The 12,778-nt window shown below is 73.0% G+C and carries 10 protein-coding genes; 4 read left to right on the top strand and 6 right to left on the bottom strand.

Going from position 1 to position 12,778, the window contains the following annotated elements:
- Both IE207_RS15300 and IE207_RS15295 read right to left on the bottom strand, forming a co-directional pair.
- Positions 1–1,860 (bottom strand): condensation domain-containing protein (locus IE207_RS15300; protein WP_190184693.1); only part of this gene is annotated, 1,860 nt, incomplete at its 3' end.
- 158 nt (positions 1,861–2,018) lie between these two features.
- Positions 2,019–3,464 (bottom strand): helix-turn-helix domain-containing protein, encoded by a 1,446-nt coding sequence (locus IE207_RS15295; protein WP_190184692.1) that lies wholly within the window; start codon positions 3,462–3,464, stop codon positions 2,019–2,021.
- A 305-nt stretch (positions 3,465–3,769) separates the two neighbouring features.
- Between IE207_RS15295 and IE207_RS33775 the strand changes: the two genes are divergently transcribed.
- Positions 3,770–3,946: a hypothetical protein gene (locus IE207_RS33775; RefSeq protein ID WP_190184691.1), complete on the top strand. Its 177-nt coding sequence runs from the start codon at positions 3,770–3,772 to the stop codon at positions 3,944–3,946.
- A gap of 24 nt (positions 3,947–3,970) precedes the next feature.
- On the opposite strand, the gene IE207_RS15285 is transcribed toward IE207_RS33775, so the two are convergent.
- Positions 3,971–7,294: an AfsR/SARP family transcriptional regulator gene (locus IE207_RS15285; RefSeq protein ID WP_190184690.1), complete on the bottom strand. Its 3,324-nt coding sequence runs from the start codon at positions 7,292–7,294 to the stop codon at positions 3,971–3,973.
- A gap of 280 nt (positions 7,295–7,574) precedes the next feature.
- Between IE207_RS15285 and IE207_RS15280 the strand changes: the two genes are divergently transcribed.
- Together IE207_RS15280 and IE207_RS15275 are read left to right on the top strand one after the other, a co-directional pair.
- Positions 7,575–7,907, top strand: a complete 333-nt coding sequence (locus IE207_RS15280; RefSeq protein ID WP_190184689.1) for a nuclear transport factor 2 family protein — start codon at positions 7,575–7,577, stop codon at positions 7,905–7,907.
- Between the two features lie 75 nt (positions 7,908–7,982).
- Positions 7,983–9,428, top strand: a complete 1,446-nt coding sequence (locus IE207_RS15275) for a glyceraldehyde-3-phosphate dehydrogenase (RefSeq protein WP_190184688.1) — start codon at positions 7,983–7,985, stop codon at positions 9,426–9,428.
- Between the two features lie 70 nt (positions 9,429–9,498).
- On the opposite strand, the gene IE207_RS15270 is transcribed toward IE207_RS15275, so the two are convergent.
- The 3 genes from IE207_RS15270 to IE207_RS15260 all read right to left on the bottom strand — a co-directional run bounded on the left by IE207_RS15270 (position 9,499) and on the right by IE207_RS15260 (position 12,188).
- On the bottom strand, positions 9,499–9,849 hold the full coding sequence (locus tag IE207_RS15270; RefSeq protein WP_190184687.1) for a hypothetical protein: 351 nt from the start codon (positions 9,847–9,849) through the stop codon (positions 9,499–9,501).
- Between the two features lie 125 nt (positions 9,850–9,974).
- Positions 9,975–11,171: an aromatic amino acid transaminase gene (locus IE207_RS15265; RefSeq protein WP_190184686.1), complete on the bottom strand. Its 1,197-nt coding sequence runs from the start codon at positions 11,169–11,171 to the stop codon at positions 9,975–9,977.
- A complete protein-coding gene (locus IE207_RS15260) occupies positions 11,172–12,188 on the bottom strand; it encodes a DMT family transporter (RefSeq protein WP_229873739.1) in 1,017 nt (338 codons plus the stop codon).
- Between the two features lie 128 nt (positions 12,189–12,316).
- Between IE207_RS15260 and IE207_RS15255 the strand changes: the two genes are divergently transcribed.
- Positions 12,317–12,775, top strand: a complete 459-nt coding sequence (locus IE207_RS15255) for an Lrp/AsnC family transcriptional regulator (protein ID WP_190184685.1) — start codon at positions 12,317–12,319, stop codon at positions 12,773–12,775.
- Positions 12,776–12,778 lie beyond the last annotated feature (3 nt).

The raw sequence follows: 12,778 nt of genomic DNA, 5'->3' as shown, positions 1-12,778 counted from the left end.
CGACAGCTCGATGCCGAGATCGGCCGGGTCGCGGTCCGCGATCAGCTCCCGTTCCGCGTCGACGATCACCGTTCGCCAAGGCCCGGTCACCCTGGCCCGGTGACGTCCGTCGGTCACCAGCAGCCGGAGCCCCGCATCGGCTGCCGTACCGGCCAGGCGCCCGTCGGGGAACTCGGGGTCCAGCAGTGCGTAGCCGGCGCCGGTCTTGACGACGGCGAGCAGGGCGATGGCGAAGTCGATGCCGCGGTCCAGCAGGATCCCGGCGAGGTCACCACGGCCCAGTCCGGCTTCGGTGAGGTGCCGGGCGAGCCGGTTGGCGCGCTCGTTCAGCTCCCCGTAGGACAGTTCCCGCCCCTCGAAGACGACCGCCCGCGCCCCGGGGCGGAGCCGGGCCTGCTCCTCGAAGCGGTCCGTCAGCGTCAGCCGGCCGACCTCCCGGCGGGCCCCCGTCCACTCCTCCAGCACCTGCCGCCGCTCGTCCGGACCAAGCAACCGAACTCCGGACAGCGGGAGTTCGAAGTGATCGAGGACCTGTTCGGCGAACCGGACGAACCGGTCCTGGTGGCTCGCGACCGCCGCGATGTCACACACCTCGGGCGCCGCGTCGAAGTCGACGCGCAGTCCGCCCTCCGGCCCGAGGTCGTACACGCCGACCGCCAGGTCCTCCACCGGCCCGTTGCTCAAGTTGTGCTGTGTGGTGGGAAACCCGCAGAACCGCATGCCGGGCGTGAACGCCATGATGTTGACCAGCGGCGCCGTGATCCGCCGCTCGGTCTCCGCCAGACCCAGGTCGCGGCAGACGTCCTCGTACCGCGTCCGCTGGTGCCGCAGGCCCTGGCGCGTCTCGGCGACCACCGCGGCCAGCAGCCCGGCCGAAGTCGCGTCCGCATCGACCCGGAGCCGCAGCGGTACGACGTTCGACAGCATGCCCGGGGTGCGGCGGGCGAGTTCGGTGCGGCGGCCGGTCACCGGGAGGCCCAGTGCCAGCTCGGGGCTTCCGCTGACCCGGTGCACGTAGGCCGCCACGAGCGTGATCATCAGCATCGTCCACGGCGTGCGGTGCGCACGGGCGACTTCCTTCAACCGCTCCGCCCGCACCGGCTCCAGCACCACCGTCCGCCGGACGAAGGGCAGTTCACCGGCGGCCGGACGACCGGTCCGCCCCTCCGCGAGGCGGGGGGTGGGCGGCAGGTCGGCGAGGTGAGCCGCCCAGTGCGCGCGGTCCTCGGCCCCCTCGGGGGAGGCGCGGTAGGCGTCGTCCTCCGCCAGCACGTCGGCCAGCGTCCCGAAGGGGCTCGGCCCCCACGGCTCGTCCGCCGACGCCTGCTCGTACAGCTCCACCAGGCGCTGGTCGAGCAGCGCCACGCCCATGCCGTCGATCGCCAGGTGGTGGAAGGCGTGGAAGTAGAACCACCGCTCCTCGCCGGCCGCACCCGTACCCGCCCTGATCAGCACGTGCCGGGTCAGCCAGCCCGCCGTCAGGTCGAACGGCCGCGCCAGTTCGGTCCGCATCCAGGCGCGCGCCGCCGCGGCCGGGTCCTCCTCGCCACTGAGGTCGAGCACTTGCAGTTCCCGCTCACCCGGCTCCGCCCACAGCTCCTGCCACAGGCCGCCGTCCTCGTCCGAGCCCGTACCCCTGATGCGCAACACGTCTGCTTCACGCGCCAGTTGGTACCAGCAGCGGGCGAAGAGCCCGGGATCGAGTGCGCCCAGGATCTCCCGGTACTCCCCGATGTTGTAGCGGCAGCCCGACGTGTCGAGGCCGTCGGCCATCCAGATGTCGCGCTGCGCCGCCGACAGGGGCAGCCGCACAGCGGCCGGCCGGTGCGCGGTGCCCTGTGGGGACGCGTTGGGGGACATGCGAGGGCTCCTCGGAATCGTTTCTGCGGCGTGATGGGAGGGGTGGGCGGGCCGGGCGGCCGCGTTTCGCGGGGGCCCGGCCGTCCTTGCGGCTGTACGTCATCCAACCCGCGGGCCAGCGGCCCCGGCGGCAGTTGCTCCGGCACTCCGGAAGCAGTTCACGCCCGGGCGGCAGTCACGGCCCGCCCCCGGCACACGGCGCGCACCAGAGCGAGTACGCGGAACCGGGAGCCGCCGCCCTCGTGGGTCGCCCGGACCGCGCCGGCCAGCAGCAGTTCTCGCAGCATCCGCCCGCACTCGGGCAGGCTCCGCCCGGTCAGCGCGGTGACATCGGTGAGCTCGAACCCCGCCGCAGGGTGGTCGCACAGGGCGTCCAGCAGCGTGGACGCGTCCTCGGGCAGCCGACCGAGCCGCAGGCGCAGCGCCCTGCGGAAGTCCTCCGCCCCCTCGCCCCCGCCGAGGTGGTCGAGCAGCGCCGTGGGGTTCGCGTCGAGGCCGTCGCACAGCGCGGGCAGGTCGCACACCACCAGCCAGGACGCCGCTGCGGCCAGCGCCCCCGGATGCCCGTCGAGGCCGCGGCACACCCGCGCCGCGAACCGCAGGTCGACCGGCCCGGGAACGAACTCCGGCCTCACCCGGCGCAGATGCCCCAGGAAGACCTGTACGGAGGCCGGAGCGGCGATGTCGTCGGCGGCGTTCTCCAGGGCGGTATCGGCGGCGTCCTCGGCCGGTATCTCCAGCGGGGACAGCAGGAAGATCCGCTCGCCCGGTACCCGCCACGGCTGGTCGGAGGTGACGAGCAGGCGCAGCCCCGGGCAGGAGCGCAGCAGTCCGGTCAGCCGCTCGAACCCCGGCGGCCCGGCCGGCGCCCCGTCCAGCACCAGCAACGCCGGCTGGTCGCCGAGCAGTTCGGCAAGGAGGGCCATCGCGTCCCCGCCCTCACCCGCCGTCCCTCCGGGTGCCGTCGGGTACAGGGCCGATGCCACAGCCGCCACCCGCGCCGACCACGGGCCCTCGTCCGGGCCGAGGTGGTCGGCGCTCGCGCCCTGGAAGGCGTGCCACAGCACCGGCACCCCGGTGGCGTGCAGCCGGTCGGCGACTTCGAGCGCCAGCCGGGTCTTGCCCATCCCGGTCAGCCCCACCACGTGCACCAGCCGCTCCGATCCGGAGCCCAACTCGCCTGTGAGTACCGAGATTTCCGCCTCGCGGCCCACCACCGCGTGCAGCGCGGTCGGCGGGGCCGGCGGTTCGGCCAGGCCGTGACCGCTCGCCCGGCCCTGCTGGGCCGCTGCCTCCAGCGCCGACCGGGCCCGCGAGCCCAGCCGCAGGGCGTCGGCCATCAGCCGCACCGTGTCGGGCCGGGGCCGTCGCGCCTTGCCCTGCTCCAGGTCGCGGATGGCCCGCACGCTGATCGTGGACAGGTCGGCCAGTTCCCGCTGGGTGAGCCCGATCCGCAGCCGGTGCCCTCGTATCAGGGCGCCCACCTGCGAGGACTCGGGCGACACCGGTGCGGCTGCGGGCACCACCGGCGTGGCTCCGGATGTCGCCGGCGTGGGCTGCGTGGCTCTGGTCAGGGGCAATACGTGCAACTGCGCGGTGGTCATGTGCGCTCCCGGCGAAGACGGTGGGGGAACGGCGGGGCCTGAGCGGACGCGGCCCGGTTCCTGTTCCCATCGTCGGCAGCGCGCTATCACCCAGGCATCCCGATGCCGACGGCCCCGCCCACCGTGCGACCGCCGCTATCGCCTCCGGTATCCCGCCGGCGAGATCCGAGCGTCGCCCGAGCGAGCCGTGATAACGCGGCGATAGGAGCGGGGCCGGTCCGGGGATTCCCGCTGTTCCTACGTTGGTGTCCAGAAAGAACGAGGCGCCCCGGACAGCCGGAGCGCACCGACGAAAGGACACCGACATGACCCTCGCCCACGCCCTCCGCGCCGCCCTGGTGACCGCCGCCCTCGCCGGAGCCGCCGCCCTCGGCACCCAGGTGGCCCAGGCCGACACCGCCCCCGCCGCTACGACCGGTGTCACCGCCCCCCAGGCCACGCCGTCGCCCACCGCGACCGGCAAGACCAACCCGTGGGACTGACCGGCCCCGCCACGCAAGCGGTCGTCAGACCCCGGCGACGGTCTCCGTCGCCGGTGCGCGCAGCACGACCGCGTGGGTGCCCAGCATCCGCTCGGCCTCGGCGAGTTCGGACTGCATCCGCCGCTCCCGGAAGGCCCGTACGGCACTCTCCAGCAGTTCCCGCGAGCGCGATCGCTCGCCGGCCCCGCCGCTCGCCGCCAGCAGCCGGGCCAGGTCCAGCCGGATGACCGCGGCCCCTCCCTGGTCCATGATCTGCTCCCGCACCGACAGCGCCTGGGCGTAGAAGCCCCGCGCGGCCTCGCCCCGGCCCATCTCGGCGTGCGCGGCACCCAGGTCCCGCAGCAGATGGCCCTCGCCGATCACGTCCCCGCTGTCCCGGCACAGCTCCAGCACCTCGGTGAACGTCCGCACCGCGCCCTCGTGTTCACCCTGGGCCTGCTGCAATTGCCCCGCCCGGCGAAGGGTCCGGGCCTGACCGCCCGTGTAGCCCACCGAGCGGTAGATCCCGAGGGCCTCGTCCAGCCGGCTCTGGGCGGTCGCCGCCTGTCCTCGCCGCATCCAGATGTGCGCGCTCTGCGTCAGCACGATGGCCCGGCCCACCACGTCGCCGACTCGGTCGAAATCCCGCAGCGCCCGGTCGTACAGTGTCAGGGCCGACTCCTCGTCGCCCCGCATCCGCTCCAACAGCGCGAGGTCGCGGTGGCACAGGGCCAGCCCCTGGCGGTCGTCCAGTTCCCGGAACAGCCCGAGCGCCGTGGTCAGCGAGGTGTGGGACTCCGCCAGCTGACTGCGGCCGAGGTACAGCACGCCGAGCGAGCTGAGCAGGGCCGCCGTGCCCCGCGTGTTGCCGGCCGACCGGACCGCCGCCAGGGCGAGCCCATGCGTGCGTTCCCACTCGTCGAAGTAGCCGCGTCCCTCGAACAGGGTCGTCAGGGTCGTCGCCAGGTCCCAGCACAGCTCGTGCATCTCGTGCTCGGCCGCGTGCTCGACGGCCTGGACGAGATTCGCCTGCTCGCTGTCGAGCCACTCCAGCGGGTCCACCAGCAGTTCGTCCACGCAGCTCTGCGGCGGCTCCCAGCGGGGCGCGCTGCCGTGCAGGACGGTGAAGTCGCCGCCGTAGATGCGCCGGTGGGCCTGCTCGGCCAAGGACATCCACCCGCCCAGCATCCTGGCGAGGGCCTGCGACTGGGCCGCCGGTTCGTCGTGCGCCGCGAGCTGCTCGCGCGCGAAGACCCGGATGATCTCGTGGAAGCGGTAGCGGAACCCGCCCGTGGACTCGACGCCGACGACGTCCAGCATCTGTACGTCGACCAGTGGCTCCAGCAGGTCGGAGGGGAAGGGGCGGCGGTCGTCCAGCAGGGCGCCGGCCAGCCAGCCGGGCAGCGTCGGCCCCTTCGCCAGGCTCAGCAGTCGCAGCAGTCGGCGGTCTTCCTGAGCCAGCCCGTCATGGGTCAGGCAGAGGCTGGCGCGCATCGTCATCTCGCCGTGGGTGAGCTCGTCCAGGCGGTGCCGCTCGTTGGCGAGCCGGTGCACCATCGACGCCAGCGTCCAGTGCGGGCGCGCCGCCAGCCGCGCCGCTACGATCCGCAACGCGAGCGGCAGCCCGCCGACGGTCCGCACCAGTGCCTCGGCCGCCACCTCTTCACACCGCACGCGGTCGGCGCCGATGACGCGGGCCAGCAGTTCCAGGGCGTGGCCGGTGCTCATCACGTCCAGCTCGACGCGGTGGGCGCCGGGCAGGCCGGTGAGCCGGACCCGGCTGGTGACGAGTACGGCGCACCGGTTGCTGCCGGGCAGCAGCGGCCGGATCTGGCTCTCGGACGCGGCGTCGTCGAGCACGACCAGGACGCGGCGCGAGGCGAGCAGGGTCCGGTACATCTCGGCCCGCTCGTCCTGCGAGTCGGGGATCACCGGCCCGGGGATGCCGAGTGCCCGCAGGAACCGGCCGAGGACCTCGGTGGAGGTTGCCGGGGTGCCGGTGCCGCGCAGGTCGCAGTACAACTGCCCGTCGGGGAAGCCGGTTTCGCTGAGGCGGTGCGCGATGTGGGTGGCCAGTGTGGACTTGCCGGTGCCGGGCTTGCCGACGATGACGGCCAGGCCGACCGCGCGGTGGCCGCCCCCGCCCAGCAGGGTCTGCTCGATGTGGACGATCTGTTCCTCGTCGCCCACGAAGTCCGAGGTGTCGGCAGGCAGTTGCCGGGGGACTTCCTCGCGGTACGGGGACCCGCCGGCCGGTGCGCCGGCGACGGGAGCGGAAGCGCGGCCGTCGGGTCTCTCCCCGCCGCCGGCCGGCGCCCCGAAGCCGCCGGCCGCCGTACCGGAGCCGGCGTCGGACGCCCCTAAGCCGCCGGCCGCCGTACCGGAGTCGTAAGCCGCCGTACCGGAGCCGACGGCCGGGCCGCCGGAGGCGACGTCGTGCGTCGCCTCGCCGCCCTGCGCCTGCGCCCCGGAGCGGCCGGTCGCCGCCCCGGAGGCGGTCGCACGCCCACCGTCGCCGCCACCGGCCGCGCTGCGACCCGCGGGTGCGGACCCGTACCCGCCGCCCGTCCCGGCCGGCAAGACCGGCGGGACCTCGCCCGACAGGATCGCGGACTCCAGGCGGCGCAGCTCCGCCCCCGGCTCCAGCCCGAGTTCCTCCACCAGCAGCTCGCGCCCCACCCGGTAGCTCTCCAGGGCCTCCGCCTGGCGTCCCGAGCGGTACAGCGCCAGCATCAACTGCCCGCGCAGGCGCTCCCGCAGCGGGTGCACCCGTACCAGCAGCTGGATCTCGCCTACCAGCTGGTGGTGCCGGCCCAGGGCCAGTTCCAAGTCGATCCGGGTCTCGGCCGCCGTCAGCCGTTCCTCGTCCAGTTGCAGCGCCTTGCTGCGCAGCGTCTCGCTCGACACCCCGCTCAGACAGTCGCCCTGCCACAACTCACCAGCCAGTCGCAGGAGTTCGGCCGCCTCGGCCATCGCCCCCTGGCGGCTCAGGATCCGTGCGTCCGAGACGCGGCGCGCGAAGACCGCCGAGTCCACCAGGTCGCCTTCGGTCTTGAGGACGTAGCCGGGCGGCCGGGTGGTGATGGCGGCGGCGATCGCGGCCTTGGAGAAGAGTTTGCGCAGCCGCGACACGCAGATCTGCACCTGGGTGCGTGCCGTGTCCGGCGGCTCGTCGTCCCAGATCAGGTCCACCAGGTAGTCGGTGCTGACCACCCGGTTCGTCTCCAGCAGCAGCGCGGCGAGGATGACTTCCTGCCGCCCCGGCGGTATCCGCACCGGCCCGAGCCGACCGGCCACCTGTAAAGGGCCGAGGATCCGGAAAACCACCGCATCCAGGGTGTCGGCAGCGCCGCCGGGCGAAACGGACATGAGTCTCCCAGCTGGGGAAATGCCAGAGGAACGGTGGAGCGGGAGGGTCAGTCTCCCCGAACACCTCTACGGTTGTCCATGGTGTGGAGATTGCGTGATCGTAAACCGAGGGTGAGGTGCCGCTCACGCACCGCCGCCCGTCCCGTGCGGCTCCCGCGATGCGCGCGGCCGGGCCGGCGGGCGCGGTGATAGGGCGGCGATAGCCCCGGGTTGCGGACCCGGCGCACGGTGTACTTGCCGCCGCCCGGACGGGGTGCGGCAGGTCGAAAGGACTTCCCAGATGAACAGTCGGCACGCCGGGCGGGTTCCGCCGAGCCCCGTGGTCACCGACTCCGGAGTCGACCACGTGCGTCTGGCCTACCACTACCTCGACTCGGGCGACCTCGACGGCTACGGCTCGCTCCTGCACGCGGGCCTGCTCGGTGTCGCCGAACTGGAGCGCCCCGCACTCGGGGCCCGCCACCACATCACCCGGATCGTCGCCGACGGGGACTGCGTGGTGGCGATGGGCCGCCTCGCCCCCCAGCAGCGGGAATTCGTGGACGTGTTCACCCTCTCCGCCGAGGGCATGCTCCGCGCCTGCCGTCGCTACTACGCCGGCCCTCCCCGCTGAGGGAGGGGGCCGTTCGAAGGCCCGAACGGGTGGTGGGTTAGCATCTGAGCGCCGCCTAGCTCGAAAGATAAACCTGTGACTGTCAACGACGACTCGTTCACCCACTGGAAGAACCGCGAGGAAATCGCGGAGTCGATGATCCCGATCATCGGGAAGCTGCACCGGGAGCTGGACGTCACCGTCCTCCTCCACAGCCGCTCCTTGGTGAACAAGTCGGTGGTCAGCATCCTCAAGACCCACCGCTTCGCCCGGCAGATCGACGGCGAGGAGCTCTCGGTCACCGAGACGCTGCCGTTCCTCCAGGCCCTTTCCGCGCTGGATCTCGGCCCCTCCCAGATCGACATCGGCATGCTCGCCGCCAACTACAAGGCCGACGACCGCGGCCTGTCGGTGGAGGCGTTCACCGCCGAGGCCGTCGCCGGTGCCACCGGCGCCAACAAGATCGAGCGCGGCGCGGGGCGCGACGTCGTCCTCTACGGCTTCGGCCGCATCGGCCGCCTCGTCGCCCGCCTGCTCATCGAGAAGGCCGGCTCCGGCAACGGCCTGCGGCTGCGCGCCATCGTCGTCCGCGGCGGCGGTGAGCAGGACCTCGTCAAGCGCGCCTCGCTGCTGCGCCGCGACTCCATCCACGGCCAGTTCCAGGGCACCATCACCGTGGACGAGGCGAACAGCACGATCGTCGCCAACGGCAACACCATCAAGGTGATCTACGCCAACGACCCGTCCGAGGTCGACTACACGGCGTACGGCATCAAGGACGCCATCCTCATCGACAACACCGGTAAGTGGCGCGACCGCGAGGGGCTGTCCAAGCACCTGCGCCCCGGTATCGACAAGGTCGTCCTGACCGCCCCGGGCAAGGGCGACGTCCCGAACATCGTGCACGGCGTCAACCACGACACGATCAAGCCGGACGAGCAGATCCTGTCCTGCGCCTCCTGCACCACCAACGCGATCGTCCCGCCGCTCAAGGCGATGGACGACGAGTACGGCGTGCTGCGCGGCCACGTGGAGACCGTCCACTCGTTCACGAACGACCAGAACCTGCTGGACAACTACCACAAGGCCGACCGCCGCGGCCGTTCCGCGCCGCTGAACATGGTGATCACCGAGACCGGTGCGGCCTCCGCCGTCGCCAAGGCGCTGCCCGACCTCAAGGCGCCGATCACCGGCAGCTCGATCCGCGTCCCCGTCCCGGACGTCTCGATCGCCATCCTCAGCCTGCGCCTGGGCCGCGAGACCACCCGCGAAGAGGTCCTCGACTACCTCCGTGACGTTTCGCTGCACTCGCCGCTGAAGCGCCAGATCGACTTCACGACCGCGCCGGACGCCGTCTCCATGGACTTCGTCGGCTCGCGCCACTCCTCGATCGTCGACGCGGGCGCGACGAAGGTCGACGGCGACAACGCGATCCTGTACCTCTGGTACGACAACGAGTTCGGCTACTCCTGCCAGGTCATCCGCGTCGTCCAGCACGTCTCCGGGGTGGAGTACCCGACCTACCCGGCCCCGGCGGTCTGACCGCAGACGGCTTACCGGAAGGGCCCGCCCGGCCAGGGCGGGCCCTTCCGCGTACCGCCACCGCGGCCGGTCAGTGGACGACGCTGAAACTGCGCCACGGCAGGCTGCCGGGGGCGGTCACGTCCGAGGTGGACGTCGGAACGTAGACCCCGCCGGCCTTGTCCGTCTTCTGGCACTCCGGCGTCCGGTACAGGATGACGTCGACCAGGGTGTTGTTGTCCACGTGCGCGGCCCCGCGCGGGAGACCGATCCTGTGGCAGCCCTGGACGGGGGTGTTCAAATAGGTGACCTCCACCGGGCCGTCCTGGGCGCGGAAGCTGAGGCTGCCGACAGTGGTCCTGCCGGCCGAGCAGGCCGTGGCCGTGGCCGTGAGCAGCAGCGCCGCCCCGGTGATGACGCCGATACGCCGGAGGTGGGACATGGCTCGGTCCTCGTCTGTGCGGTGATGGCTTGCCCGTCACCGCAGCCTGGCCCGCCGAGCGCCGGGAGGCATCCGCTGCGCACCCGGTGGGATGACGGCCGAAGGAGGGAGGGCCTCCTCCGGCGCTACCGGACCAGCGCCGGCACCCGCTCCTCCAGCACCCCCGCGATGCCCCGTGCGAGGCACGGAATCCGGTCGAGCCCGATCCCCGCGATGTTCACCCGGCCCGCGGTCGTCCCGTAGACGGCGAACCGCCCGCGCAGCCGGAGCATCTGCTCGGGCGACAGCGGCAGCATCGAGAACATCCCCTTCTGCCGCGCCAGCACGTCCGCCTCCGCGCCTCGCCCGAGCGCGGCCAGCTGCTCCACCAGGGCCGTACGGTTGGCCGAGATCCGGTGGCGCATGGCGTCCAGCTCCGCCCGCCAGGAAGCCTGGAGCCCGGCATCCTCCCAGACGGCCGTCACGACCGCCGCCCCGTGCTCCGGCGGCATCGAGTACTGGGTGCGGGCCGCGTTCTGCAGGGCCGTCTCCGCGTGCCGCAGCGACGCCCGGGACGCCCCGATGACGACGGCGCAGCCGGTGCGGTCGCTGTAGAGGCCGAAGTTCTTCGAGCAGCTGATGGCGAGGAGCACCTCCGGCACCCGCTGCGCCAGCATCCGCGTCGCCGCCAGGTCCGCGTCGAGGCCGTCGCCGAGCCCGTGGTAGGCCAGGTCGACGAACGGCACCCAGCCGTCGCGCACGGCCATCTCCGCCAGCGCCTCCCAGGCGTCGGGCGCCGGGTCGACCCCGGTCGGGTTGTGGCAGCAGCCCTGGAGGAGCACCACGTCGTCCCGGCGCGCCCCGGCCAGGTCCTGCAGCATGCCCTCCTGGTCCAGCCAGCGGTACGTGCGCACCGTCAGGCCCGCCGCCTCCATGATGGGCCGGTGGTTGACGTAGGCGGGGTCGCTGATCCACACCGTCGTGCCCGGCCGGGTCCGGCAGATCAGGTCGGCCAGCAGGCGCAGGGCACCACTCCCGGCCACGGTCTGGACCGCCACGGCCCGCTCGGCCGGGCCGTCCGGGCCGTCCGGGCCGAGGACCATCGACAGCATCGCGCGGTTGAAGGCGAGATTGCCGGAGAGGCCGCGGTACTCCTTCGAGGCGGAACGTTCCGCCAGGCGTATCTCGGCTTCGCGGACGGCCGCCATGACCGGCGTGGCGCCGCTCTCGTCGCGGTACACGCCGAGGACGAGGTTCAGCCGCTCGGGCCGCGTGTCGGCCCCGAACGCCTCGGTCAGGTCCCACAGGGGGTCGACGGGCGGCGGGAGGAGCAGCTCGAGCATCTACGGCACCTTTCGGTCAGCGGTGGCGGTGGGGACAGTGGCGGTGGCGGTGGCGCCGGCGGCCCGGCGCCGGTTGGCGAGCACCACGCCGGCGGTGATCACGGGCACGCCGACCAGCACGCTCGGCGTCGGCGACTCGTGCAGCAGGGGAACGGCGAGCAGCACCACGGCGACCGGGCTGAGGCTCCCGAACACGGAGCTGCGCTCGGCGCCCAGGCGCCGGATCGCGAACGCGTAGAGCAGGCCCGCGCACAGCCCGACCCCGAGCCCCTGCACCACCAGGAAAAGGGCGACGTCGGCGGCCGCCGCCGAGGCCAGACCGGTGGGCAGCACTCCGGTCAGCACCAGCAGCGCCATCAGCGCGAACGACGGCACGCACAGCAGCCCGATCGACCCGACCGGATCGAGGGCGACCTCCTTGAGCCCCACCGTGTACAGCGCCCACAGTCCGCTGGCCAGCAGCAGCACGCCGGCTCCCGCCAGCACGCCGGTGTCCACCGGAACCACGTAGCGCCACACGAGGGCGAGGACCCCCGCCGCGATCAGGGCGAGCCCCGCCGCCTGCGTGCCGCGCGGCGCACCGCGCCCGCCCGCGGCCATGAGCGCGGAGACGAACAGCGGGACCATCCCGGGTATCAGGGAGCCCACGAACGCGGCCGAAGTCAGGGACCCGCCGTACATCGCCGCGAGGAAGAACGGGACCCCGGCGCCACAGATGATCTTCGCCGCGGTGGCCGGCCGGACGGCGGCGATGCCGCGGCGGCGGCGCCAGAGCGCGGGCGCCAGCACCACGACGGGTACGCCGAAACGCAGCAGCGCCGCGTCCGCGGGCAGCAGGGAGGAGGCGCTCAGGGCCCGCGCGCTGAGCGCGAAGGCGGCCCAGATCGCCACGGTCGCCGCCAGCGCCAGCATGCCGCGCGCCTGGGGCGATATCCGGCGGGCGGGCACGTCCGCTGCGGCGGTCGAGCCCGCGTCCCGCGGGGGCGCCGACGCGGGACGGCTTTCCGTCGTTGCCAAGGAGCTTCCTCCAGCCTCATGGGGCCGGATCCGGCCACTAGGCAACGCTAGGGCTTCCGCCGGGGTAGCCGATTGCCAGTTCTGCCCTCCAGGCCTACCGTGGGGGCAGAATCTGCCAAGGGGTGACGATGGACGCGGTCGATCTCCAGATCATTCGCGAATTGCAGGCCGACGGACGGCTGTCCAACCAGGACCTCGCCGACCGCGTACGGCTCTCCCCGTCCCCCTGCCTGCGCCGGGTGCGGCGCCTGGAGGAGGCCGGTCTCATCCGCGGCTACACGGCGATGGTCGACCAGGTCGGCTTCGGACTGCCGATCACCGTCTTCGTGCGGATAAGGCTGGAGCGGCACACGGGGGAGGCGGTGCGCCTCTTCGAGGAGCACGTCGCGGTCATCGAGCACATCCAGGACTGCTACCTGATGGCCGGAAGCAGCGACTACCTGTTGCGCGTGGTCATCGAGAGCCTCCAGGCCTACGAGGCCCTCGTGCGCGACCGGATCCACGCCATCCCCGGCATCGCGTCCATCGAGTCGAGCTTCGCCTACGGCAGCGTCAAGCAGTCCCGCGTGTACCCGCGGCCCAAGTGAGCC

It is taken from the genome of Streptomyces cirratus (genome assembly GCF_014650775.1).
Classification (GTDB): domain Bacteria; phylum Actinomycetota; class Actinomycetes; order Streptomycetales; family Streptomycetaceae; genus Streptomyces; species Streptomyces cirratus.
This window is presented reverse-complemented; position numbering and strand designations above follow the sequence as displayed.

Bases quoted from the DNA above. Each gene is read 5' to 3' on its own strand.
- IE207_RS15280 (WP_190184689.1), top strand. From the start codon at position 7,575: ATGAACAGTCGGCACGCCGGGCGGGTTCCGCCGAGCCCCGTGGTCACC.
- IE207_RS15295 (WP_190184692.1), bottom strand. From the start codon at position 3,464: ATGACCACCGCGCAGTTGCACGTATTGCCCCTGACCAGAGCCACGCAG.
- IE207_RS15255 (WP_190184685.1), top strand. From the start codon at position 12,317: ATGGACGCGGTCGATCTCCAGATCATTCGCGAATTGCAGGCCGACGGA.
- IE207_RS15285 (WP_190184690.1), bottom strand. From the start codon at position 7,294: ATGTCCGTTTCGCCCGGCGGCGCTGCCGACACCCTGGATGCGGTGGTT.
- IE207_RS15265 (WP_190184686.1), bottom strand. From the start codon at position 11,171: ATGCTCGAGCTGCTCCTCCCGCCGCCCGTCGACCCCCTGTGGGACCTG.
- IE207_RS33775 (WP_190184691.1), top strand. From the start codon at position 3,770: ATGACCCTCGCCCACGCCCTCCGCGCCGCCCTGGTGACCGCCGCCCTC.
- IE207_RS15270 (WP_190184687.1), bottom strand. From the start codon at position 9,849: ATGTCCCACCTCCGGCGTATCGGCGTCATCACCGGGGCGGCGCTGCTG.